Annotated in this window: 17 protein-coding genes; 9 read left to right on the plus strand and 8 right to left on the minus strand. The window is 72.0% G+C overall.

The genetic code is table 11. From position 1 onward, the window contains the following. Window positions 1-66 precede the first annotated feature (66 nt). From R2J76_RS16315 to R2J76_RS16345, 7 genes are all read left to right on the plus strand, one after another. Entirely contained in the window at window positions 67-1,095 is a 1,029-nt protein-coding gene (locus R2J76_RS16315) for a PTS fructose transporter subunit IIC (RefSeq protein ID WP_316412699.1), read from the plus strand. After that, window positions 1,092-1,391: a PTS fructose transporter subunit IIB gene (locus R2J76_RS16320; RefSeq protein WP_316412700.1), complete on the plus strand. Its 300-nt coding sequence runs from the start codon at window positions 1,092-1,094 to the stop codon at window positions 1,389-1,391. The genes R2J76_RS16315 and R2J76_RS16320 overlap by 4 nt, the downstream gene beginning before the upstream one ends. Further along, complete coding sequence (ptsP, locus tag R2J76_RS16325) at window positions 1,388-3,835, plus strand: phosphoenolpyruvate--protein phosphotransferase (RefSeq protein ID WP_316412701.1); 2,448 nt, start codon at window positions 1,388-1,390, stop codon at window positions 3,833-3,835. The genes R2J76_RS16320 and ptsP overlap by 4 nt, the downstream gene beginning before the upstream one ends. An 11-nt stretch (window positions 3,836-3,846) precedes the next feature. Then, on the plus strand, window positions 3,847-7,071 hold the full coding sequence (locus R2J76_RS16330; protein WP_316412702.1) for a glycoside hydrolase family 38 N-terminal domain-containing protein: 3,225 nt from the start codon (window positions 3,847-3,849) through the stop codon (window positions 7,069-7,071). 31 nt (window positions 7,072-7,102) lie between these two features. Next, window positions 7,103-7,471, plus strand: a complete 369-nt coding sequence (locus R2J76_RS16335) for a cupin domain-containing protein (protein ID WP_316412703.1) — start codon at window positions 7,103-7,105, stop codon at window positions 7,469-7,471. A gap of 114 nt (window positions 7,472-7,585) precedes the next feature. Next, window positions 7,586-8,140: a hypothetical protein gene (locus R2J76_RS16340; RefSeq protein ID WP_316412704.1), complete on the plus strand. Its 555-nt coding sequence runs from the start codon at window positions 7,586-7,588 to the stop codon at window positions 8,138-8,140. Between the two features lie 111 nt (window positions 8,141-8,251). Beyond that, window positions 8,252-8,599: a hypothetical protein gene (locus tag R2J76_RS16345; RefSeq protein ID WP_316412705.1), complete on the plus strand. Its 348-nt coding sequence runs from the start codon at window positions 8,252-8,254 to the stop codon at window positions 8,597-8,599. A gap of 531 nt (window positions 8,600-9,130) precedes the next feature. Here the strand turns inward: R2J76_RS16345 and R2J76_RS16350 are convergent. From R2J76_RS16350 to R2J76_RS16360, 3 genes are all read right to left on the minus strand, one after another. Beyond that, entirely contained in the window at window positions 9,131-10,423 is a 1,293-nt protein-coding gene (locus R2J76_RS16350; protein ID WP_316412706.1) for an acetyl-CoA C-acetyltransferase, read from the minus strand. Window positions 10,424-10,425: 2 nt separating this feature from the next. After that, on the minus strand, window positions 10,426-12,807 hold the full coding sequence (locus R2J76_RS16355) for an acyl-CoA dehydrogenase (RefSeq protein ID WP_394366763.1): 2,382 nt from the start codon (window positions 12,805-12,807) through the stop codon (window positions 10,426-10,428). A gap of 199 nt (window positions 12,808-13,006) precedes the next feature. Continuing rightward, the gene (locus R2J76_RS16360; protein ID WP_316412708.1) at window positions 13,007-13,774 is read right to left on the minus strand and encodes a dienelactone hydrolase family protein; all 768 of its coding nucleotides are present in this window, start codon (window positions 13,772-13,774) and stop codon (window positions 13,007-13,009) included. A gap of 176 nt (window positions 13,775-13,950) precedes the next feature. Between R2J76_RS16360 and R2J76_RS16365 the strand changes: the two genes are divergently transcribed. Both R2J76_RS16365 and R2J76_RS16370 read left to right on the plus strand, forming a co-directional pair. Further along, window positions 13,951-15,507: a lipase family protein gene (locus R2J76_RS16365; RefSeq protein ID WP_316412709.1), complete on the plus strand. Its 1,557-nt coding sequence runs from the start codon at window positions 13,951-13,953 to the stop codon at window positions 15,505-15,507. Then, a complete protein-coding gene (locus R2J76_RS16370) occupies window positions 15,392-16,999 on the plus strand; it encodes a cache domain-containing protein (protein ID WP_316412710.1) in 1,608 nt (535 codons plus the stop codon). Before R2J76_RS16365 ends, R2J76_RS16370 begins: the two co-directional genes overlap by 116 nt. Here the strand turns inward: R2J76_RS16370 and R2J76_RS16375 are convergent. The 5 genes from R2J76_RS16375 to R2J76_RS16395 form a co-directional block, all read right to left on the minus strand. Then, window positions 16,980-18,119: an MFS transporter gene (locus R2J76_RS16375; RefSeq protein ID WP_316412711.1), complete on the minus strand. Its 1,140-nt coding sequence runs from the start codon at window positions 18,117-18,119 to the stop codon at window positions 16,980-16,982. The two genes, R2J76_RS16370 and R2J76_RS16375, sit on opposite strands and share 20 nt — an antisense overlap. A gap of 48 nt (window positions 18,120-18,167) precedes the next feature. After that, window positions 18,168-21,245: a sensor histidine kinase gene (locus tag R2J76_RS16380; RefSeq protein ID WP_316412712.1), complete on the minus strand. Its 3,078-nt coding sequence runs from the start codon at window positions 21,243-21,245 to the stop codon at window positions 18,168-18,170. A gap of 120 nt (window positions 21,246-21,365) precedes the next feature. After that, complete coding sequence (locus R2J76_RS16385) at window positions 21,366-22,253, minus strand: FAD binding domain-containing protein (protein ID WP_316412713.1); 888 nt, start codon at window positions 22,251-22,253, stop codon at window positions 21,366-21,368. Then, window positions 22,250-22,729, minus strand: coding sequence for a (2Fe-2S)-binding protein (locus tag R2J76_RS16390; protein ID WP_316412714.1), 480 nt, complete (start codon window positions 22,727-22,729; stop codon window positions 22,250-22,252). Before R2J76_RS16390 ends, R2J76_RS16385 begins: the two co-directional genes overlap by 4 nt. Continuing rightward, entirely contained in the window at window positions 22,722-24,962 is a 2,241-nt protein-coding gene (locus R2J76_RS16395) for a xanthine dehydrogenase family protein molybdopterin-binding subunit (protein WP_316412715.1), read from the minus strand. The genes R2J76_RS16390 and R2J76_RS16395 overlap by 8 nt, the downstream gene beginning before the upstream one ends. Window positions 24,963-25,008 lie beyond the last annotated feature (46 nt).

Below are 25,008 nucleotides of genomic sequence, written 5' to 3' on the forward strand. Positions count from 1 at the left end.
GCCAGAAGTGCGGCTATGCGGGGTGTTGCCGGATCCCTATGCTCACCTTGTCCCCCCGGAGCGGCCATGCGCGATGTCCTGAAGCACCTCAAGCAGTACCTGCTTTGCGGGGTATCGCACGTCATTCCCTTCGTGGCCTGCGGCGGCATCCTCATCGCCTTCTCCATCGCGCTTGCCCCCATGCGGCCCGGCCTCGGGCCGGACTTCAGCCACGCCCCGGCGCTCAAGGTGCTCCTGGACATCGGCTCGGCGGCGTTCACCCTGGTGGTGCCCGTGCTCTCGGGCTACATCGCCTTCGGCATGACGGACCGCCCGGGCCTGGTCCCCGGATTCGTGGGCGGCTTCGTGGCCAACACCGTGGGCGCCGGGTTCCTGGGGGGCATCATTTCGGGGCTGCTGGCCGGGGGCGCCGTGATGCTCCTCAAGCGCATCCCCGTGAACCGCCTCCTGCGGCCCATCATGCCCATCCTGGTGATCCCGGTGCTTTCCTCGGTGGCGGTGGGCCTGCTGATGTACGGCCTCCTGGGCGCGCCCATCCGGGACCTCATGGGCGCCATGGGCCAGGCCCTGCGGGGCCTGGGAAGCGGGAACCAGGTGTTCCTGGGGCTGGTGCTGGGGGCCATGATCGCCTTCGACATGGGCGGACCCGTGAACAAGACGGCGTTCTTCTTCGGGGTGGCCATGATCAAGGAGGGCAACGTGGCCGTCATGGGCGCCTGCGCCGCGGCCATCTGCATCCCCCCCCTGGGCCTGGGCCTGGCCACGCTGCTGGCCCCCTCCCGCTGGAGCGCCCAGGAGCGGGAATCGGGCCTGGCCGCCCTGGCCATGGGCGCCATCGGCATCACCGAGGGCGCCATCCCCTTCGCGGCCGCCGACCCCCTGCGGGTCATCCCCGTCATCATGGGCGGCTCCGCCCTGGGGGCGGTCCTGGCCATGCTGGGCGGCGTGGGGGACCACGCCCCCCACGGGGGGCTCATCGTCATGCCCGTGGTGGACCACCGCCTGTGGTACCTGGCCGCGATCCTCGCGGGCACCCTCGCCGTGGCCGTCGCCATGAATATCGTCCGGGCCGGCGGGCCCAAGGAGGCCAAATGAAGATCATCGCCATCACCGCCTGCCCCACGGGCATCGCCCACACGTACATGGCCGCCGAATGCCTGGAACGGGCGGGTGCCCAGCTGGGGCACCAGGTCAAGGTGGAGACCCAGGGCGCCATGGGCGTGGAGAACCGCCTCACGGAAGACGATATCGCGGGCGCCGACGCCCTCATCCTCGCCGCGGACATCCCCGTGACCGGGCGCGAACGCTTCGACGGCGTCCCCCGGATCCTGGAGGTGCCGGTGCAGCAGGCCATCCGGAATCCGGCCGAGATCTTCGGCCGGCTCCCATGACCCGGGAAACAGTCTTCGCCTTCCCCCTCCCCGGAGGGCTCCACGCGCGGCCCGCGGCCGCGCTCCGGGACCGGGCCCTGGCCTTCGACGCCCGTTGCGTGTTCATCAACGACCGCACCGGAGCCCGGGCCCCCCTGGGCAATCTGCTGGGCCTGCTGGCCACCGACACCCGCCACCGGGACCCCTGCCGGATCCTGGCCGAGGGCCCCGGCGCGGAGTTGGCCCGGGCGGACCTGGCGGACTTCCTCCAGGGGGCCTTCCTGGCCTGCGACGCCCCCGGGGAGCCGCCCCGGGAATCGCCCCGGGCCGGCATCGCCCTCCGCCGCATCCTCGACGGGGCCGGCTGCGCCTTCCACCAGGGCCTCCCCGTGGCCCCCGGCGTGGGCACGGGCCCGGCGGTGCTGGACCGGCCCCCCAGGACGGCCATCCAGGGGGCGCCCTGCGCGGATCCGGCGGCGGCCTCCCGGGACCTGCACGGGGCCCTGGCCCGGGTGCTGGAGGCCCTGCGCGCCGGCGCGGCCCTGCCCGGCGACCCCGCCCGCGCCGCGGTGCTGGAGGCCCAGGCCGCCATGCTCCAGGACGCGGAATGGATCGCCGTCATGGAGGAGGGCCTGGCCCAGGGCGCCCCCGCTGCCGTGTACCGGGGCGCGCGGTGGGCCCGGGCCCGGCTCCTGGCCTCCGGCAGCCCCTACCTGCGGGAGCGGGCCCTGGACGTGCAGGACCTGGGGGACCGGCTCCTGGCCGAACTCGGCGCCGCCGCGCCCGGCGTCCTGGAACTGCCGGGCCCCTGCGTGGTGGTGGCCCACGACCTCACCCCCTCCCGGCTCCTGGCCCTGGACCGCCGCCTGGTGCGGGGCCTGGTGCTTGCCGAGGGCGCGGCCACCTCCCACACCGCCATCCTGGCGCGCAATTTCGGCATCCCCTGCGTGGCCGGCGCCGGGGGCCCCGCCCTGGCCCCGGGGCAGCGGGTCACCGTGGACGGCGACCGGGGCCTGGTGGTGCCGGATCCCCCCGCGGCCCTGGAGGCCTACTACGGGATCCAGGCGCGGGAACGCTCCCGGCTTCCGGCCCCGGGCGCCGGCCTCACCTCCGACGGGGTGCCCATCGGGCTCCAGGCCAACATCCTGGGCGCCGGAGAAGCCGGGCCCGCCTTCGCCTGCGGAGCGGAGGGCATCGGCCTCTTCCGTTCCGAGATGCTTTTCCTGGACCGGGATTCCGCCCCCGGGGAGGAGGAGCAGTACCAGGCCTACCGCCAGGTCCTGGAAGCCGCCGCGGGAAGGCCCGTGGTGCTCCGGCTCCTGGATGTGGGCGGCGACAAGCCCCTGCCCTACCTGCCCCTGCCCCCGGAGGCGAACCCGTACCTGGGGCGCCGCGGGGTGCGGTGGTACGCGCTGCACCCCGACCTGGTGCGGACCCAGCTGCGCGCCGCGGCCCGGGCCTCGGCCCACGGGGACCTGCGCCTCATGATCCCCATGGTGGCCGAGGCCGCGGAGATCCGCGCGGTGCGCGCCCTGATGGCCGAGGCGGCGGAGGCCCCCCTGCCCCTGGGCATCATGGTGGAGGTGCCCGCCGCAGCCCTGAACCTGGAGGCCCTGGCGCGGGAGGCGGACTTCCTTTGCGTGGGAACCAACGACCTGGTGCAGTACCTGTTCGCCGCGGACCGCGGGGACGCCCGGGTCGCCAGGGCTTCCCACGACTGGCACCCGGCGACCCTCCGGGTGCTGGCGCGCATCGTCGCCCAGGCCTCCGGGCGCCCCCTGAGCCTCTGCGGGGAGATGGCGGGCCGGCCCGGGCTGCTGCCCCTCCTGGTGGGCCTGGGCTTCCGGACCCTGAGCCTGGCACCGGCCCTCCTGCCGGAGGCGCGCCGGGCCCTGGCGCGCCTGGACTCGGCCCGGTGCCGGGACCTGGCGGAGCGGGCCCTGGCCTCGGAGGACGCCGACGCCGTGGAGGCCCTGCTGAGGGAAGGCGCCGGGCAGGGCCGGACCGCCGAGCTGGTCACCCTGGACCTCATCGAGCCCCGGGCCTCCTGCGCCAGCAAGGAGGAGGCCATCAAGCTCCTGGCCGAGCGCGTGGCGGCCCTCGGCCGGGCCCGGGACCCCCTGGCCCTGGAGGAGGCCGCCTGGGAGCGGGAACTCACCTACGCCACGGGCGTGGGCTTCGGTTTCGCCGTGCCCCATTGCAAATCCACCGCGGTGGAGATCCCCTCCCTGGCGGTGCTGCGCCTGGCCGAGCCCGTCCCGTGGGGCTCCCTGGACGGGCTTCCCGTGGACTGCCTCCTGTTCCTGGCCACCCCCGCCGGGGACGGCGGCCAGGAGCACCTGCGCATCTTCGCGCGCCTCGCCCGCAAGCTCATGGACCCCGCCTTCCGCGACGCCCTGCGCGCCGCCCCATCCTCCCAGGAAATCCTCACGCTCCTCGGCCACCAGGTCATCACCCCCATCTGACAGGACCCCCCATGCGCAGAACCCTCCTCGCCGCCTCCCTCACCACCTCCCTGGCCTCCCTCCTCGCCGCGGCGCCCGACCTCGAGAAGGACCGGACCCTCTTCGTGGCCAACTACTCCCACCTGGACACCCAGTGGCGGTGGGCCTATCCCCTGGTGGTCAAGGAGATGCTCCGCAACACCCTCTACGACAACTTCCGCATCATGGAAGAGCATCCGGAATACGTCTTCAACTGGTCCGGCGCCGGACGCTACCAGCTCATCAAGGAGTACTACCCGGCCGAGTACGCGCGCCTCAAGGCCTACGTGGCCAAGGGCCAGTGGTGGCCCTCCTCCAATGCCTGGGAGGAATCGGACGTGAACGTCCCCGCCTCCGAATCCGTCATCCGCCAGCTCCTGGTGGGCCATTCCTTCTTCAAGCGCGAATTCGGCACCGAAAGCTCGGACTTCATGCTTCCGGACTGCTTCGGGTTCCCGGCCTCCCTGCCCTCCATCCTGGCCCACTGCGGCCTCAAGGGCTTCTCGACCCAGAAGCTCACCTGGCATTCCGCCAACGGCATCCCCTTCAACGTGGGCCGGTGGGAGGGGCCCGACGGGAATTCCGTGGTGGCCGCGCTGAACGCCGGCACCTATGACGCGCACCTCACCGCGCCCCTGGACGGGGAGGCCTGGGTGAAGCGTCTGGACGCCAACGGCGCCGCCTCGGGCCTGAAGGTGGACTACCTCTACAACGGCAACGGGGACGAGGGCGGGTCCCCCTTCCCGGATTCCCTGGCCACCCTCTGGGCGGGCCTCAGGGCCAAGGGCCCCGTGAAGGTCCTGGCGGGCCGCGCGGACCTGATGTTCGACGCCATCACCCCGGCCCAGAAGGCCAAGCTCCCCGGCTACCGCGGGGACCTCCTCCTAATCGAGCACTCCGCGGGCTCCCTCACCTCCCAGGCCTTCATGAAGCACCTGAACCGGCGCAACGAGCTGCTCGCGGACGCCGCGGAAAAGGCCTCCACCGCGGCCCACCTCCTGGGCGCGGCGCCGTACCCCGCCGCCACCCTGGAAAAGGCCTGGGGCCTCATGCTGCGCAACGAATTCCACGACATCCTGCCCGGCACCTGCCTGCCCCGGAGCTACGAGTACGCCTGGAACGACGAGCTCCTGGCGGCCAAGGCCTTCCAGGGGAGCCTGGAGGACGGCGTCGCCGCCGTCACCCGCGGCCTGGACACGCGGGTGGCGGGAACCCCGGTGGTGGTCTTCAATCCCCTGGGCATCGCCCGGGAGGACGTGGTGGACGCCCTGGTGCCCGAGGCCCTGGCCAAGGCCGGAAGCCTGGTGGCCACGGACGGCGCCGGGCGCAGGCTGCCCACCCAGCTCACGGTGGGACCCGACGGCAGGGCCCACGTGATCTTCCGGGCCCAGGTGCCCTCCGTGGGCTTCGCGGTCTTCGGCCTCCAGGCCGGGCCGGCCCCCGCGGGCAGGGAACTCTCCGTTTCGGCCCGGGTCCTTGAGAACGCCCGGTACCGCGTGACCCTGCTGGACTCGGGGGACCTGGGTGGCATCTACGACAAGGCCGCGCGGCGCGAACTTCTTTCGGGTCCCGGGCGCCTGGCCTTCCAGCACGAGAAGCCCTCGCGGTGGCCGGCCTGGAACATGGACTGGACCGACCGCCAGAAGCCGGCCCGGGCCTTCGTGTCGGGCCCCGCGCGCATCGAGATCGTCGAGGACGGCCCGGTGAGGGTGTCCCTCCGGGTGGAGCGGGAATCCGAGGGCTCGCGCTTCCAGCAGACCTACAGCCTCACCCAGGGCGGGGACCGGGTGGAGGTGGCCAACCTCGTGGACTGGAAGTCCTCGGAGAGCTCCCTCAAGGCGGACCTGCCCCTGGCGGTCTCCAATCCCCAGGCCACGTACAACTGGGACCTGGGCACCGTCTCCCGGGGCAACAACGAGCCCCGGAAGTTCGAGGTGCCCACCCACGGATGGATGGATCTCACGGACACCAAGGGCGACTACGGCGTCACCGTACTCACCGGCGCCAAGTACGGCAGCGACAAGCCCGATGACCACACCCTGCGCCTCACCCTGCTGTACACTCCGGGAGTCGGCAAGGACTACCGGGAGCAGCGGTGGCAGGACTGGGGCCGCCACGTCTTCACCTACGGCATCGCCGGCCACAGGGGGGACTGGCGCAAGGCCGGCAGCCCCTGGCTGGCCCAGCGCCAGGACCGGCCCCTGGAGGCCTTCCAGGCCGAGGCCCACGCCGGGCCCCTGGGCCGGACCTTCAGCCTCCTCCAGGTTTCCGGGGCCCAGGTGGCCATCCAGGCCGTGAAGCGCGCCGAAGACGGGGAGGGCATCGTCGTGCGCCTCCAGGAGCTGGACGGCGCCGCCGCGAAGGTGGCCCTGAAGGCCGCCGGCCCCGTGCGCGGGGCCCGGGAGCTGGACGGCCTGGAGCGCCCCCTGGGGGCGGTCGCCGTGAAGGATGGCGGCCTCCAGCTGGCCTTCGGCCCCTACCAGCTGCGCACCCTGGGTCTGCGCCTGGAGGCCCCGGCGGCCCTGGCCGCCCCCGCCTCCACGCCCCTGGACCTGCCCTTCAACCTGCAGGCCTTCACCGACGACGGCCACCGCGACGACGGCGCCATGGACGGCGCCTTCACGGGCTACCCCGCCGAGATGATCGAGGACACCGTCCAGGCCGCGGGCGTCACCTTCCGCATGGGTCCCCGCGCCCCCCGCAGCCTCAACGCCGTGGCCAGCGACGGCCAGGTGCTCGCCCTGCCCGCGGGCACGCGCCGGGTGCACCTCCTGGTGGCCGCCTCCGGGACCGGGGCCCGCGCCGTGTTCACCGCGGGCCCCGCCGCCACCACCGTCCAGGTGCCGGCCTGGACGGGCTACCTGGGCTCCTGGGACAACCGGGTCTTCGACGGCGAGGTTTCCGAAAAGACCTACAGCGTGGACAACCCCCTGCTGCGGGTGGACCCCGCCTTCCTGGCCCCGGGCCGGCCCGCCTGGTGGGCCTCGCACCTCCACGCCAAGGGGGAGGACCGGGTGTACGAGTACAGCTACATGTTCGCCACCGCGGTGGAGATCCCCGAGGGCGTCACGACCCTGACCCTGCCCCGGGACCGGAACGTGAAGGTCTTCGCCGCCACCGCCGCCTCCGTGGACAACACCGGCGCCGCGCCCCTGCGCCCCTTCTTCCCCGAGCTCCTGCGGGACGCCGCCTTCCGGGCGAGGTTCTCCAGGCCCTGAGGACGCTATACTCCAGGCCACGGGAGAACGCATGATCCGCAGATGTTCGGACCTTTCCATGGAGCCCCGGCTCGCCATCCGCGGCGGGTCGGGGCCGGCCCTGAGCGGCGACTATTTCGGCATGGGCGCCATGGACGGCGTCCTGAGCGCGGGCCGCACGGTGCTGGAGCCCGGCTCCAGCATCGGCGAGCACCCCCACCCCAACACCGACGAGCTCTACCTGATCCTGGAGGGCCGGGGCACCGGGATCCTGGACGGGGAGCGGTTCCCCGTGGGCCCGGGGGACCTCTTCATCCTGAAGGCGGGGCACTCCCACGGCCTGGTGAACGATTCGGACGCACCCCTGGCCTTCTTCGGGCTGCTCACCCGGCAAACGCCCCCGGCCCCCTTGTCCAAATAAATAGTTAATACATAATTCAGGGCATGCCCCCGGCGGGGCGCCCCCGGGCAACGCTCCGCCCGAATCCCCCTCGCCCCGCCAGGGAGTCCCCGTGGCCTCGTCCGCCCGTTGAGCATGCGGCCCTCCATCCGCCTTTTCCCGCTCCTTATGGCCCTGGCCCCCGGGCTCCACGCCCAGGACCGCCTGGAGCTCCTGAACCGCTCGGGCCGGCCCTGGACGCTCGCCCTGGCCGAGGGGGCCAAGCCCGGCCGGGGATCCCTGACCCTCGTGGACAAGTTCACGGGACGGGTCCGGGCCCAGCTCGCGAAGACCGGGGAGCAGGTGGTGCTGCCCCCCCAGGGCCGTTTCCTCCTGGTTTTCAACCGGGTTGGGGGCTACCTCTACCAGGATTTCCTGCTCCGGGACAGCTTCGGCTTCTACGGCGAATATGTGGCCTGCGTGGAATTCCTATCCAGCCCGGGCATCTCGGTCCAGCTTGTGGACCAGCACGTGGGCCCCCCCATGGACCAAGCGGATGATGGTGCGATCAAACAATACGTCCTGGACGCCATCGCAATTGGAAGTGGAAACATCATTATCCATCCCAATTCACTGAAAGAAATCGGCAGTTCCAGCCACGGATCCCTCCATTTACCCCCGTTCGCTCCTTTGGTGTTACCAACAAACTGATTTATCGACCTATTGACAACATCAATAAAGTCTCCAAACTTGATCTGTGGATTGAGTCACAACTTCAATCACGACAAAGAATAATTAATCCCAATTCCATCGGAGTCCCCCGTGAACAGGTTTGTTCTGGCCATCCTTCTCTGCCCCAGCCTCACCCTGGCGGCCCAATCCCCCGCCCGGCCCGCCCCCCAGCCGGGCTCGGACCCCATCCTCGTGGGCGACTACCGGCCCACCCCCGTGGACCAGCCCCAGGTGCGGGAGGCCAAGGATTTCCTCCAGCAGAAGCTCCCCGGCATGACCCTCCTGGACGTGACCCGCGCCTACACCCAGGTGGTGGCCGGCCTCAACGTCAAGCTCCAGGCCAAGGTCCTGGACGAGGAAGGGACCATGGACTGGGAGTTCGTCGCCTTCCAGGGCCTCGACGGCACCTGGCACCTGACTTCGGCGAACCGGATCTAGGTCGCGTTCATCGTACATGTCCCGGCCCATCGTCAGGGATTCGCTGACGCAGGCAAGCTGCGTCAGCGCAAAGCTCAGGCCACGGGGTTGAGCGGGAGTGTTGGCACGCTCCGGCTTCGATCGGAGTTGCGGGCATCTGGAGCAGGGGGCTCCCCGGAGGGGCCTAGGTCCGGGGGGCCCGCTTCAAGTTTCAGGGAGTGGGGAACGGGTCGCGCCGACGTTGATCACTTCATGTGAAGCCGCTTGGAAACCAGCGTCGGCGCGGAACCAGGGCCAACCCGGAACACTTGGAGCGGGTCGCCGGGGCATAGGCCCATCCGGGGGGCCCGGGCGCCGCAGCTTGGACGGGTTGTCCGTCGAAGCCGGAGTGTGGCAACACTCCCGCTCAACCCCGTGGCGTGAGCTTTGCGCTGACGCAGCTTGCCTGCGTCAGCGAATCCCTGACGCGGGTCTGGGACACGGGCGAATCAGTCCCGAACAGGGCCGGGACACGGGCGAATCAGTCCCGAACAGGGCCGGGACGCGGGCGGATCAGTCCCGCTCCAGGAGCAGGGCCCCTCCCTGGCCGCCTCCGATGCAGAGGCTGGCCATGCCCCTGCGGGCGCCGGTGCGGCGGAGGACGTGGAGGAGGTGGAGGACGATGCGGGCGCCGCTGCAGCCCACGGGATGGCCCAGGGCGATGCCGCCGCCGTCCACGTTCAGGCGCTCCGGGTCGATGGGGGCGAAGGGGGGGGTGCCCAGTTCTTCGCGGCAGTAGGGTTCGTCCGCCCAGGCTTCCTGGCAGGCCAGCACCTGGGCGGCGAAGGCCTCGTTGATCTCCCAGAAATCCACATCCCCGGTGCCCAGGCCCCGGCGCCGGAGGAGGGGGGCCATGGCGTGCACGGGACCCAGGCCCATCTGGCTGGGTTCCAGAGCGGCCCAGTGGCCGTCCACGATGCGCCCCAGGCTGGTGAGGCCGTGGCGGCGCATGGCCGGTTCGCTGGCCAGCAGGAGGCAGGCGGCGCCATCGGAGATCTGGGCGCTGTTGCCGGCGGTGACCCGGCCGTGGGGGGCCTGGAAGGCGGGCTTGAGACGGGCGAGACCCGCCGGGTCCGCATCCCGCCGCAGGCCCTCGTCCCGGTCCCGGAGGATCCCGTCGTCGCCGGCCAGGGGGGCCAGTTCCTCCAGGCGGCCCCCGTCCTGGGCCCGGGCCAGGCGGCGGTGGCTTTCCAGGGCGAAGGCGTCCATGCGCTCCCGGGTGAGGCCGAAGCGGGTGGCCAGGAGTTCCGCCGTCTGCCCCATGCTCAGACCGCTGAGGGGATCCGTGAGGAGCAGGGCCAGGCCGGAAACGGGCCTGAAGTGGGCCGGCCGCAGCCGGGCCGCCACCTTCGCCTTGGCCCAGGGGCCGCGGGCCCGGGCCAGGTCCGCCAGGATCCGCACCATCCCGTCCCCCACCAGCACCGGGGACCGGCTCATGGCTTCCGTGCCCCCCGCCAGGACCAGGTCCGCCCGGCCGCAGGCGATGTCCAGGGCGGCGGCATCGATGGCCTGCATGCCCGAACCGCAGTTCCGTTGCACGGTCCAGGCCGGCACCGCCTTCCCGCACCCCAGGCGCAGGGCCACCAGGCGGGCGATGTTGGCCTCGTGGGCGCCGGGCAGGATGCACCCCAGGATGACCTCGTCCAGGTCCCCGGGCCCGAAGGTCTGGCGGGCCAGGAGGGCCTTGCCCGCCGCCACCGCCAGATCCGAGGCCCCGAAGGGGCCGGGGATCCCCCGGGCCTTCAGGAAGGGGGTGCGGGCCCCGTCCACGATGTGCACGGGTCTCCCCGGGGGGTAGGCGCCCATGGTCACGCCTTGGGCTGGCCGATCCGGGTGAAGTCGTCCACCCGGATGGCTTCCCGTCGTGCGTCCAGGGCCCGGCGGAGGGTCTGCCCCTCGGGGCCCGTGAGGATGCCGGCCTGGACGCCATCCGCCACCATGCGGTCCTCGGGCCCCGCGGCCAGGGCGCCCCGGGCCACCGCGGCCCAGAGCTTCTTCTCCACCGGTTCGGCGGCGATGACCTTGCGCAGGGCGTCCTCCAGACGGCCCACCGGCTCCCGGGGATCCATGGGCACGAAGGCGCCGGAGGTGAGGCGGTCCCGCACGGCCGAGGGCTCCAGCAGGATTTCCGCCAGGCGGTGGCCCAGGTGATCGCTGGGCCCCTTGCAGTGGCGGCCGGTGGGGAAGGTGAAGGCGCGGAGCATCCAGGCCGCTGGCCGGTTGGGCAGGTTCCGGAACACGCCGTCGAAGGCCTCCTCGATCTTCTGGAAGCCGTCCTCGCAGGCCCAGCGCAGGAGGGGCCATTCCCCCTCCGGCCGCCCCCGGTCCTCGAACTGCTTGAGACAGGCCGAGATCAGGTACAGGTTGCTGAGGATATCGGCGCAGCGGCCCGCCAGTTTCTCCCGGCGCTTGAGGCCCCCGCCCAGGGTGAGGAGGGCCAGGTCCGAGGTGAGGGCGAAGGCCGCGGAATACCGGGTGGCCCGCTGGTAGAAGCGCCGGGCGGGTCCCCCGGGGACGGGGACCAGCAGGCCGCCCGTGAGGCCGTGGAACAGGGCCCGGGCCGCCACGGAAAGGGTGAAGGCCACGTGGGCCCCCATGTGCCGGTCGAACTCGCCCAGGGCGTCCGCCTGGCCCAGGGAGCGCATCTCGGCCAGCACGTGGGGATGGCAGCGGATGACCCCCTGGCCGAAGATGATGAGGGTCCGGGTGAGGATGTTCGCCCCCTCCACGGTGATGCCGATGGGGATGGCCTGGTGGGCCCGCCCCAGGAGGTTGCGGGGCCCCAGGCAGATGCCGCTGCCCCCCAGCACGTCCATGGCGTCGCAGGTGATGCGGCGGCTGCGCTCCGTGCACTGGTACTTCACGATGGCCGAGATGACCGAGGGCCGCTCGCCCTGGTCCAGGGCGCCGCAGGTCATGGTGCGGGCGGCGTCCATGACGTAGGCGCCGGCGGCGATGCGGGCCAGGGGCTCCTCGATGCCCTCGAACCTGCCGATGGGCAGGCGGAACTGCTTGCGCACCCGGGCGTAGGCGCCCGCCACCAGGGCCGCGAACTTGCCGCACCCGGTGGAGAGGGCCGGCAGGGACAGGGAGCGGCCCGCGGCCAGGCATTCCATGAGCATCTTCCATCCCCGGCCCGCCTGGGCCGCGCCCCCGATGATCCAGTCGAGGGGGATGAAGACGTCCCGCCCCTGGTTGGGCCCCACCTGGAAGGGGATCCCCATGGGATCGTGGCGGGTGCCGATGGTCACCCCGGGGGTGGAGGTGGGGATGAGGGCCAGGGTGATGCCCTCGCCGCCCTCGGGCAGGAGCCCGTCGGGGTCCGTGAGCCGGAAGGCGAGGCCCAGGAGCGTGGCCACGGGGCCCAGGGTGATGTAGCGCTTGTCCCAGTTCAGTCGGAGGCCCACGATGTCCCGGCCCTCGAAGACCCCCCGGCACACCACGCCGGTGTCGGGGATGGAGGCGGCGTCGCTGCCGGCCTCGGGGGAGGTGAGGGCGAAGCAGGGAAGCTCGGCCCCCCGGGCCAGGCGGGGCAGGAAGTGGTCCTTCTGGGCCTCGGTGCCGTAGTGGTTCAGGAGCTCCGCGGGCCCCAGGGAATTGGGCACCATGACCGTCACCACCGCCGCGGCGCTGCGGCCGGCAAGCTTGAGGATCACCTGGGAGTGGGCCAGGGCCGAGAAGCCCAGCCCTCCGTACTTCCGCGGGATGATCATGCCGAAGAAGCCCTTCTCCTTGAGGAAGGCCCACACCCCGGGGGGCAGGTCCTTGAGCTCCTCCACGATCCGCCAGTCGTCCAGCATCCCGCACAGTTCCTCCACGGGCCCGTCCAGGAAGGCCTGCTCCTCGGCGGTGAGGCGGGGGGCGGGCTGGGCCAGGAGCTTCCCCCAAGCCGGCCGCCCGCTGAAGAGCTCCCCGTCCCAGCCCACCGTGCCGGCCTCCAGGGCCTCCCGCTCCGTGCGGGACAGGGGCGGGAGCTTGCCCTTGAAGACGGCCAGGAGGGGCCCCATGACCAGGGCCTTGCGCAGGGGGGGCAGGTTCAGGGCCAGGGCGGCCGCGGCGAAGGCCGCCCACACCGCCGGGGGCACCCCCGTGCGGACCTGCCACGCCGCCAGCACCCCGCCCGCCAGGACCGTCCAGGGCGCCAGGCCCGCCCGGAAATAGGCCAGGGCGAAGGCGATCGCCACTATCATTGCCGCTGGGTAGAACTGGATCATCGCAATTCCCTTGGGGTGGGGGGGGATCGGGTGAAGCCAGTCTACTCAGAACGGAGGCCCGCACAAGGCGCAGGTTTCAATAAATGAAATTCATTTTTTTCATGAAAAGCAAGGCATGGACGATGATTGGACGATTAATTAAGGATGTCATCATCCAGTTAGCAGCTTCATTTTTTCAAGGACGGTCGAACAACTCACTAAAAAAGACCTTCATATGCTGCCAGCTTCGCCGGGCCGCCAGCTCCTGGTAGGCCGCTCCCTTGGACGGGTCGTTTCCGGCCTCCTTCTGGGTGAAGGCGTGGACGGCCCCGCCGTAGGCGATGAAGGTGTAGTCCGCCTTGGCCTTGCGCATCTCCTCGTGGAAGGCCGCCACGTCCTTGGCCGGCACGAAGGGGTCGTCGGCGCCGTGGCACACCAGGACCTTGGCCGCGATGGGCTCCACGGGGCGGTCGGCGGGGATGTCCAGGCCCCCGTGGAAGGACACGACGCCCCTCACGGGCATCCCGGCGCGGGCGGCCTCCAGGGCGCCGGTGCCCCCGAAGCAGAAGCCGATGACCGCAAGCCGCCCGGGGTCCACGGACGCCTGGGCCTTCAGGGTGTCCAGGGCGGCCTGGATCCGGCGCCGGTAGAGCGCGCGGTCCCCCTTGTACTTCCCGGCCAGGACCCCCGCCTCCCGGGTATCCCTGGGCGCGGCCCCCTCCCCGAAGATATCCGCCGCCAGGGCCACGTAGCCCAGCTTGGCCAGGTCGTCGGCGGTGCGGCGCTCGTGGTCCGTGAGGCCCATCCATTGGTGGATGACGATGATGCCGGGCGCCTTGCCCTTCAGGGAAGTGGGCTTCGCCAGGTAACCCGACAGACGGGTGGCGCCGTCCTGGTAGAGGAGAGGCTGGCCCGCCAGCACGGGCAGGGCGGCCAGGGCAAGGAACAGGGGGGATCTGCGCATGGGCGCCTCCGGAAGGTTGAGGAAGCCTACTCCCAATTCCCGCGGTCAAGGGCGATTCCTTGCGGGTTGGGGATCGACACGGGCGGGGCCGGGTGGTAACAATCGTGGCCGGGCCCCCATGGGCCCGGTCCCTGCCCCACCCTTTTCAAACCCCTATCGAACGGAGCCTTCCGCACATGAAACGCCTTTTCAAGGCCCTGGGCCTCGCCCTGGCCATCCTGGGGCCCGCCCCGGCCGCCAAGCCCCCCGAAACCCTGCTCCCCACCCGGCCCGGCGATCCGGCCTGCTGGTCCACCTTCGTGGCCTGCGCCGAATTCATCGAACAATGGACCGGTCCCCGGATGCCGGACTGGGTGGTGCATTCCTCCCCGCTCAGCTACGGGTCCCGGAAGCCCCTCTACGATGACCTGGGCCGGCCCCTCCTGGACGACGGCGGGCGCCAGCGCTGCCAGCCCACCCACCAGAGCGGCCGCGTGTTCTTCCCCCCCGCCTGGCGCATGCGGGGCGGCCGGCGCATGCCCATCGTCATCTACAGCCACGGCACCTCCCTTCTCAAGGACGGCGTGCCGTCGCAATTCGGGGGCCACGAGTGGGTCTTCGGGGCGGCCGCGGCCGCTTACTACGGGTTCGCGGTGGCCATGCCGGACCAGCCGGGCATGGGCGGGGACGGGACCTCCTTCCATCCCTACTGCCACGGCAGGTCCCTGGCCTATGCCATCGTGGACGCCATTCCGGCCATCCGGGACCGCTTCGCGGAGGATCCCTACGTGGCCGCCAGCGCCTACCAGTGGGACGGGCGCGTCTTCCTCCTGGGCTATTCCGAGGGGGGCTACGCCTCCCTGGCCGCAGCCCGGGAGATGGAGACCCACCGGGAGGCCTACGGGGGCGACGCCGGGTTCCAGCTCGCGGGGTCGGCCTGCATGGCGGGGCCCTTCGACATCTCCGGCACCACCCGCCGCCAGATCCTGGCCCGGAACCGGCCCTTCAACCACCCCTTCTTCATTCCCTACGTGCTCCTGGGCTACCACGCGATCTACGGGCGCATCCTGGATCCCCTGGAAACCCTGTGCAAACGCCTGCTCGACTCCCGGGAGGACGGCAATATCCTGCAGTGGTCCAACGGATTCACGGACGGCATGGAGGCGGACTGCCGCATCGCCGCCCGCATGGGCCGCGCCCCCGGGGGCGTGGTCCTCCGGGATCTGCTCAACCCGGACTGGGTGGCGCGGGAGCTGGACGACCCGGCCTTCGCCTCGGGTCCCCTGAAGGGGATCCTGGAGGAGAACGATGTGGCGGTGGGCTGGACGCCCACCCGGCCCATCCTCTTCTGCCAGAGTCCCGACGACCGGGATGTGCCGGTGGAGAACACGAAGCGGGCCATGGGCGCCCTGGGGGCCGCCATCCGCGGCGCCGGGGGGGAACCCGGGGCCCTGCTCACGTTCCGGAGCCTGGGCGCGCCCGGGGAGGGCATCTCCCACCTGGGGGGGGTGCTCCTGGCCATTCCGGCGGCCTTCGACTGGATCTACCGGGCCCCGAGCGAACAACCGAGCGCTGTATCTCCAACAGTACTAAACATTCCTGGCCAATCTGCCGTTGTGGCAGGGGATCGGAGTCCCCATGCCCCCACGACCCAGCGCCAGGCTCAACCTGTTCGGCCAGACCGTCCTGGTGGTGACGCTGTCCCTGCTCCCGCTCATCCTGGTGACGGCCTTCCTGGTCCTTCCAACGGTTGAGCGGCAGGTCACCGAGGACCGGGAGAACGCCACCCGGGTGGCGGTGGAAAGCGTCTTCGGGATCCTCCAGGAATTCGACGCCCGGGCCCGGCGGGGGGAACTCACGGTGGACCAGGCCAAGGCCCAGGCGGTATCCGTCATCCGGACCCTGCGCTACAACAAGGAGGAGTACTTCTGGATCAACGACCTCACCCCCCGCATGGTCATGCACCCCTACAAGCCGGAACTGGACGGGAAGGACCTCAGCCAGAGCAAGGACCCCTCGGGCAAGTTCCTCTTCAACGAGATGGTGGCGGTGTGCAGGGCCCGGGGGGGCGGGTTCGTGCCCTACCTGTGGCCCCGGCAGGGGGAGACGCTGCCCGTGCCCAAGATCTCGTACGTGAAGGCCTTCGCCCCCTGGGGCTGGATGGTGGGGAACGGGGTCTACATCGATGACGTGCAGCGGGAGTACGCCTCCATCCGGAACCGCATCGCCCTGTTCACGGGCATCGCCACCCTGGTGGCCCTGGCCAACGGGGTGATCTTCGCCAAGCGGGTGCTCAGCCCCGTGCGGACCCTGGCCGGCAACCTCACGGAGCAGATGGAAGGCCTGTCCCGGGGGGATCTCCGGGTGAGCGCCGCCGCCACCTCCACCGGCGACCTGAGCCGGGTGGCCGCGGCCTTCAACCAGGCCGTGGGGGCCTTCGGCGGGCTCGTGAAGGACCTGGGGGCGGTGGCCGCCCGGCTGGACGAGGAGGCTTCGACCCTCCAGGCCAGCGCGGGCTCCATGGCCCGGGAGACCCTGGAACTCTCCCAGGGCATGAGGGCCGGACGCCAGGACGCCGAGGAGGTTTCCCAGGCCATCGGCGGCCTTTCCCGCGCCCTGGAGGGGATGGCCGAGGGCCTGGCGGAGGCCCGGGGGCAGGCCCTGGCCACCCTGGAGGCCGCGGGCCAGGGCTCCTTGCACGGGCGGGAGACCTCCGAGGCCATGGCGGGCATCCGGAGCGCCTTCGGGAAGATGGCTTCGGCCGTGCGCATCATCCAGGACATCGCCCGCCAGACCAACCTCCTGAGCCTCAACGCCGCCATCGAGGCCGCCAAGGCCGGGGCCCAGGGCAAGGGCTTCGCGGTGGTGGCCGAGGAGGTGCGCAAGCTGGCGGAGCGCTCCAGCGCGGCCGCCAAGGAGATCGCGGGCCTCATCGAGGAGAGCGACACCACCGTCACCGAGGGCGAATCCACCGTGGCCGGCATCGTCGCCGCCCTGGGCCGCATCGGGGGCCAGACGGAGGCCATGGCCGGGCACATCCGGGACCTGGACGCGGCCCTCAAGGCCCAGGCCGAGACCGGCCGCCAGGTGGCCGACCGCACCCACCGGGTCATCCAGCGCCTGGGGGAGGACACCCGGGCGGCCGAGGCCCTCAACGGCACCGTGGGCCTGGTGGCCGAGACCGCCCGCCACCAGTCCGAATCCGCGGACAGGCTCCTGGAGCGCATCAGGACGTTCCGCACCTGAGCCGGGCCAGACCCGCCACGTAGGCCAGGGCCCCCAGGGGCACCAGGAAGGCCCAGCGCACCGCGCTGTGGTCCGTGACGGCCCCCATGAGCAGCGGCAGGAAGGCCCCGCCCACATTGGCCATGACCGCCAGGCCCCCGATCTCCGAGGACCGGTCCGGGCGGGCCTCCAGGGTCAGGGCGAACAGGCAGGGCCACACGTTGGAGAAGGCCAGGCCGCACAGCACCACGGAGGCGATGGCCACCTCCCGGGAGCCCAGGATCAGGCCCCCCAGGCCCAGGAGGGAGCCCACCGAGCACACCCGCAGGAAGGACCGGGTGGACAGGTAGCCCAGGGCCAGGGTCCCCAGGAGCCGGCCCGCCCCCTGGCTCACCCAGAAGAGCCCCTGCCCCCAGGTGATGGCCTCCTTCTGGATATCCATGCCGAAGGTGAGCCACAGGTGGCTGGCCAGGAAGTTGTTCATGCCCATTTCCGAGCCCGAAAAGAGGAAGATGCCCAGGATCTTCCCGCGCAGGGGGGGCGTCCCCAGCAGGGCCAGCATCCCCTTGAGGGAGGCGGGGCGCTCCGCGGGCGTTTCCGGGAAGGGGACCCAGGTGACCACCGCCCACACCGCCAGGGACGCCAGGGCGAACACCGGGAAGACGCCCTTCCAGGTGAGCCCCAGGACCACCACCAGGGGCACCAGGGAGGGGCCCGCGATGGAGCCCAGGCTCTTGAAGAACTGGGCGAAGGTGAGGTTCCGGGAATAGCGGGCGGGTTCGGTCACATCCCGCAGCAGCGGGTTGCCCGACACCAGCAGGAAGGTCATCCCCGCGCCGATGAGGAAGATGGCGGCCAGGAGGTGCTCGTACCGCGAAAGGACGAACCACGGCAGGGCATGGGCGGCGGCCGTCAGCAGGAGCCCGGCCTGGAGGACGAACCGTTTGCCCCGGCGGGTGGCCAGCAGCCCCACGGGCAGGGCGCACAGGGCGAAGGCCGAGGCGCCGGCCATGGGGATCAGCGCCCCCTGGGCCGCCGAGATGCCGAACACCTCCCGGGAGATGCCCAGGAAGCTCCCCCGCAGGTCCCCGAAGCCCATCACCAGGAAGGCCATGAGCAATGCCACGATCCGCGGGTTCATGCGCGCCCCCTGCCCCTGAGTGGCGCCAGGGGCCCGGGGGTTCGGGACTCAGGCCCCGCCGGGGCCGGGCAGGAAGACCCGGAAGGACGTCCCCTGGCCGGGGCGGCTTTCCAGCTCCAGCCGGGCCCCCATGGCGTCGGCCATGTGCTTGACGATGGAGAGGCCCAGGCCCGAGGAATGCTCGCCGCCGGTGGGGCGGGCGCTGAGGGGCGTGAAGCGCCGGAAGACCTTTTCCAGGTCCTCCGGGGTGAAACCGGGGCCCTGGTCCTGCACGGTGAGGAGGGCGCCCGGGCCGTCGGCCTCGGCCCGCAGGGTCACGGTGGTGCCGGGCCGGGAGAACTTGATGGCGTTGGACAGGAGGTTCTCCAGGATCCCCTTGGTGAACCGCAGGTCGGCGAAGGCCTCGTGGTCCGCGGGCGGCTCCACCCGCAGCACGATCCCCTTGTGCCCGGCGATGGGGCCGAAGCGCGCGGCGGCGAAGGCCGTGAGCACCGCCAGGGGGAAGGGCTCGGGCTCCGCCTTCACGGTGCCGCCCTCGATGGCCGCGTAGTCCAGGAACCGCCCCAGCAGATCGCTCATGCGCATGCCCTCGGCGCGGATCCGCCGGGAGATCTCCCGCACCTGGGCGGGGTCCGGTTCCTCCTCCAGGAGTTCCGAGGAGAGGACGATGGAATTGAGGGGATTGCGCAGGTCGTGGGAGGCGATGGCGAACAGCTGGTTCTTCTGCTCGTTCAGGTCGCTCAGCAGGGCGTTGAGGCCGTGGAGTTCCTGGTTGCGCAGCACCAGTTCGGCGGTGTGGGCCTCCACGGTCCGGGACAGGGCCTGGTTCTGGCGGCGAAGGTACCGGGTGCGGGCCCGCAGGGCCAGGTGCAGCGCCAGGGCGGCCGCCCCCAGGAACCCGGCGTAGGCCCACCAGGTGCGGAACCACGGGGGCAGCACCCGGAAGTCGAAGGTCGCCTCGGGCACCATCCGCCCATAGACGTCCCGGGCCCGCACCCGGAACCGGTAGCTGCCTTCGGAGAGGTTCGTGTATTCCTTGAACGGCACCGCGGTCCAGGGGGACCAGTCCTCCTCGAGGCCCTCCAGGCGGACCTGGTAGCGGTTGGCGGATTCCCGGTCGAAGCTGGGCAAGGCGAAGGTGAAGCGCAGGGAATGGTTCCGGTACGGGACCCGGGGCGCGGTCCCGGCCAGGATGCCGCCGTCGCCCCCCTGCACCTGGCGAAGGCACACCCGCAGTCCCTCCCGGGGGGAGGTGACGACCCCGGGATCGTGGCGGAAGAGGCCGTCCGGCCCCGAGAACCACACCACCCCGTCGGCGTCGGGGTGGATCTCGGCCAGATCGGCGCCGGCGAAGGTCCGGAAGGGGCCCGCCTCCCATCGGAAGCCGCCGCGGCCGTCGGGAACGGCGGCGCCGGCCTCCCGGATGTTGCGCTCCCGGTCCGTGGTCTGCATCCAGATGCGGCCGCCGGGGCCGGGACGGAGGAATTCCACGGCCCTGGGCCCCTCGGGGAAGAGGGCGCCCAGGGCCCGGTCCGGCACGAACCGCTCCCCGTCCGCGTCCAGCACGTAGACGCCCCGGGAGGTTCCCACCAGGAGCCTGCCCTCCACGTCCGAGACCCGGAGGTAGGCCTCCTCCGGCAGCCCCTGGGCGGTGCCGAAACGGGAGAGGGCCGGGGCGCCGCCGCCGGCCGGGAACGCCGCGCGCATCAGGCCCCGGGAGCGGCTGGAGGCCCACACCACGCCGGGCCGGGGTTCCGCCATGGCGAAGATGTCCTCCCGGGTCCCGGGCACCAGACCCTCCTCCACCCAGCCCCCGGCCCGCCTCCGCAGGGAGCCGATGCCTTCCGGGGAGCCGATGAAGACCCGCGCGGGATCGACGCGGGAGGTCAGGATGCAGGCCGGGAACCGGATCCCCGGGGCGATCACCCTCGCCCTTCCCCCGCGCACCTCCAGGATCCCCCGCTGGCTGCACACCGCCAGCAGGTCGTCCCCCGCTTCCGCCAGGGCGAGGCACTGGCCCTGGATGCCCGGCACGTCCCGGAACCGCGGCGCGGGGCCCGCGGGGTCCAGGTAGGCGATCCCCTGGCCCGTGGCGGCGTACAGCACCCCCTTGTGGCGGGCCATGGCCCAGGGGAAGCTCCGCAGCCCGTCGCGTTCGCCGAAGCTCGTCACGGCCGGCCATTCCATGCGGGCCAGGCCGTTGTTCAGGCCCAGCCAGACCCCCCACTGGGAATCCTGGAACACCTGGTAGACCGTGTCGTCCCGCAGGCCCGAGGCGTGGTCCAGGTGGAAGCGCAGGCCCCCCGAAGCCTCGAGGAGGAAGGCCCCCGCCTTCACGCTGGCCACGGCGATGCCGCCGTCCACCAGCCGCGTGCCGGCGTATACCTGCCCGGCGCGCAGCTGCGCGTCCACGCCGGTGGCGAAGGGCCTCAGGGTCCTGCCGTCGAACCGGAAGAGCCCGTCGTCCCGGGTGCCGATGAGCATCTCCGGACCTTCCAGGGGCACCATGAAGGCGATGCGGCAGGCCTTGAGGGCTCCGGTGCCGGGCACGGGCCGGAGCCCGCTTCCGCTCCACGCGAGCAGGTCCCCGGCCTGGTCCTGCACGTAGAGCTTTCCGCCCGGGGCGAAGGACTTCCAGAGGCCTCCCGGCACCAGCAGCGCCGTGGTCCGGCCTCCCTCCCGGAGCAGGAGGCCTTCCCGGGTGGCGAAGAAGGTGCCCTGGGGCAGGACGTGGATGCCGCGCACGGCCGTGAACGGCCCCTGGGGCCTCCCGAAGGAGGCGTACCGGCCCCCGGTCCCGTCGGGTTCCAGGCACCCGGTCTCGCCGCCGTCCCCGCCCACGTAGAGCTTGCCGTCCGGGCCCCAGGCCAGGGCGCGCACGGGGCCGCCGGCCTCCAGGAGCCGCCACTTCACCCCGTCGTATTCCAGGACCCCCAGGCCGTTCCCCACGTACAGGAGCCCCCCGGGGCCCTGGGCGAAGGCCCAGTTCTGGGGGTGGGAGCCGCCGGCCTCGGTGGGGGAGAAGGAGCGCAGGAAGGGGGTGCCCGCCTCCCTGGGTTGGGCGGCCCCGGGCACGCCCAGGGCGAGCGCGAAGGTCAGGAGGGCGGCCTGGAGGTCATGCGTCATGGGGGAAGTCCGGAACCCCTCCAGCCTATCAGCCTCCGCTGCGCTCCAGGCCGGCATTGGCGCCCGCGGAGGCGAGTTTGGCCGCGCGGAAGGCGGGAAGCCCCCGGGTGGCGCCGGCCCTCAAGGATGTCCGGGGGTGAACCTGGACTGGCCCAGCTCGGTGAGCATCTGCGCCAGCACGTTCCCCGTCACCACCCGCCGGTAGTGGGCGGAGGCGCGGATGTCGTCGATGGGGCTGATGTCCTCCAGCACCGCGCGGCGGGCCTCCTCGATGGGAAGGGCCTCCAGGGGGTGGCCCGCCACGGCGGCCTCGGCGCGCCGCGCCCGCAGGGGCACGGGGGCCACCGAGCCCAGGCCCACCCTCAATTCCGTGACCACCCGGTCCTCGATGCGGGCATAGGCGGCCAGGCACACCTTGGATATGGCCTGGGCCTGCCGGGTGCCCACCTTGCGGTAGAAGTGGAAGCCCAGGCCCTGGGGCTTGGGCAGGCGGATCCGCGCCACCAGCTCGTCGGGGGCCAGGTCCATCTTCTTGTAGTCCAGGTGGAAGGCGTCGTAGGGCACCCACCGGGAGCCCCGCACGGAAACCAGCTGCACCTCGGCGCCGTAGGCCAGGAGGCTGGGCGGGGTGTCGGCGGCGGGGCTGGCGTTGACGATGTTGCCGCCCAGGGTGCCGCGGTTCTGGATGGCCAGGGCCCCCGTGGCCCGGGCGCTCTTCACCAGGTTGGGGAAGAACTGGTGCACCGCGCGCTGCTCCAGCAGCTCGGAATAGGTGATCAGGGAACCCAGGCTGAGCCGCGAGGGATCGTCCTCGATGCCCCGCAGCTCGTAGATGCGGGAGATGTCCAGCAGCCTGCGGCCCGGGAGGCGCCCCGCGTTGAACAGCACCATCAGGTCGGTGCCGCCGGCGATGGGCGTCCAGGCGCCGGGCTCCGCGGCCAGGATGCCCAGGGCCTCGGCCAGGGTGCCGGGGGCCTGGATGGCGTAGTCGGGGAGGAAGGACCTCATTTGCCCTCCCCCTGCCGGGCCACGGCCTGCACCGCGTCCAGGATCTTGGAATAGCCGGTGCAGCGGCACAGGTTGCCGGCGAGGCCCTCCCGCACCTGCTCCCGGTCGGGGTTGGGGCAGCGGCGCAGCAGGTCGTCGGCGGCCATGAGCATGCCGGGGGTGCAGAAGCCGCACTGGGCGGCGTTGTGGGTGAGGAAGGCGTCCTGGATGGGCGAGAGGGCCTCCCCCCCGGCCAGCCCCTCCACGGTCACCACCACGGCGTCCTGGGCCTGCAGGGCCGGGATGAGGCAGCTGTTGACCACCCTGCCGTTGAGCAGGACGGTGCAGGCGCCGCACTCCCCTTCCCCGCAGCCCTCCTTGGTGCCCGTGAGCCGCAGGCCCTCGCGCAGGACGTCCAGGAGCCGGGCCATGGGATGGGTCTCCACCGTGCGGCGCGCGCCGTTGACCTGGAGGGTGAGCAGGATGGTGTCAGGCATGGCGGGCCTCCTCCAGGCGGTTCAGGATCCGTTCGGGGGTCATGGGGACCTCGTCCAGGCGCAGGTCGCCCAGGGCGTCCCGCAGGGCGTTGAGGAGGGCCGGGGCCGGCCCGTCCATGGGCAGCTCCCCGATGCCCTTGGCCCCGCCGGGCCCGAAGGGGCTGCCCCCTTCCAGGAAGGCCACCCGGATGTGGGGCAGGTCGGCGGAGGTGGGGATGATGTAGTTGGTGAGCTGGTTGTTGGCCATGCGGCCCTCCCGGAAGGTGACCTCCTCCCAGAGCCCCCAGCCGATGCCCTGGGCCACGCCGCCCTGGATCTGGCCCGTGGCCAGCGTCGGGTTCACCACCCGGCCCACCTCCTGAACCGTGGCGAAGTCCTCCACCTTCACCTCGAAGGTGGCCAGGTCCACGGCCACCGCGGCCGCGTAGCAGGCCCAGGAGAAGTTGGGGTATGCGTCGCCCCGGTAGTTCTTGTCGTCCCAGGCGAAGCCGGGGTTGGCCTGGTACTGGCCGTAGGCCTTCAGGGAGCCCAGGCTCCGCCGGGCCTTCCGCACCGCCTCCCGGAACTCCCCGGGCCCGTAGGGCTCCGCCAGGAACCCGCCCTGCACCAGGGCCAGGCGCAACCCCCGGGCGGCGTCCTCCAGGATGCGGCCCACCACCATGGTGCTGCGGGAGGCCACGGTGGGACCGCTGTTGGGCACGAACTTCGTGTCCACCTCCGCCATGTCCACCATGTCCACCGGCAGCCCCAGGGTCTCGGCCACGATCTGGCAGAAGACGGTGTTCTTGCCCTGGCCCATTTCGGTGGAGGCCGCCAGCACCGCCACCGAGCCGTCCTCGAGCCCCTCCACCCCGGCCACGGAGGCCATGGTGGCCTCGCCGCTCCCGGTGAATCCGCAGCCGTGCATGAACACCGACAGGCCCACGCCCCGCTTCACGGGGTCGTCCCAGGCGTTGCGCACGGCGTAGGCCTTCTGCAGGTCCCGGTAGTGGATCTCGCCCATGGCGCGGTCCATGAGGCCCTCCAGCCCCGGGTCCTCCCGCATGACCTGGCCCGTGGCCATGGTGTCGCCCTCGCGCAGGAAGTTGATCCGGCGCAGGTCCACGGGGTCCATGCCCATGCGGCGCGCGGCCACGTCCATGTGGCGCTCGATGGCGAAGAGGCTCTGGGGGGCGCCGAAGCCCCGGAAGGCCCCGCAGGGGGGCGTGTTGGTGGCCACGGCCCGGGCCAGGATCCGCACCGCGGGGCAGGCGTAGACGCCCGCGGCGTGCAGGGCCCCCCGGCTCAGCACCACGGGGGAGAGGGTCGTGAAGGCGCCGCCGTCCAGGGCGAAATCGATGTCCAGGGCCAGGAGCCGGCCCTCCCCGTCGAAGGCGGAGCGGATGCGGGTGCGGGAGGGATGGCGCTTGGTGGTGGCGGCCATGTCCTCCTCGCGGTCGTAGGCGATCCGCACGGGCCGGCCGCTCTTGAGGGCCAGCAGCGCCGCGTGGCCCGCGATCACCGACGGGTAGTCCTCCTTGCCGCCGAAGGCGCCCCCCATCTCCAGGGCCACCACCCGCACCCGTTCGCCGGGGATCCCGAAGAGGTGCCTCAGGGCCTCGTGCACGTAGTAGGGGCACTGCAGGGATCCGGAGACGGTGACCTCGAGGCCTTCGGCCCCGCGCTCCACCGTGCCGATCATGGCGTTGGGCTCCAGGTAGAGCTGCTCCTGGGCGCCGGTGCGGTACTCCCCCTCCACCACGTGGGCGGCCCCCGCCCACACCGGGTCCGGGTCCCCCTTGGCGATGCGGATCTCCTTGAGGATGTTGCGCTCGCCGTGGATCACCCGGACGCAGGCCAGGGCCTCCTCGATGTCCAGCAGGGGAGGCAGTTCCTCCACCTCGAGCCGCACGAGGCGCCGGGCCTTCTCCGCCACCGCCCGGTCCGCATGGGCCAGGAGGAGCACGGGCTGCTCGGCGTGGGCGATGGTTCCGCCCAGGGGCACCAGGAAGGGCTGGTCGTCCACGTGGCCCGCCACGAAATTCTTCCCGGGGATGTCCGCGGCCGTCACCACCGTGATGGCGTCCCAGGGGACCCCCTCCCCGAACGTGATGCCCCGGAGGATGCCCCGGGCGCACCGGGAACGGACCGTCACCCCAACCAGGCAACCGGGCAGCTCCACGTCATCCGTGTACCGGGCCGAGCCCATGACCTTGCCCCGGCCTTCCTTGCGAATGGTTGAAGCCCCGATCACGTCCACCTCCCCCTGAGCCTGAAACTCAACTTCACGGCCAAGTATG

Source organism: Mesoterricola silvestris (assembly GCF_030295405.1).
Classification (GTDB): domain Bacteria; phylum Acidobacteriota; class Holophagae; order Holophagales; family Holophagaceae; genus Mesoterricola; species Mesoterricola silvestris.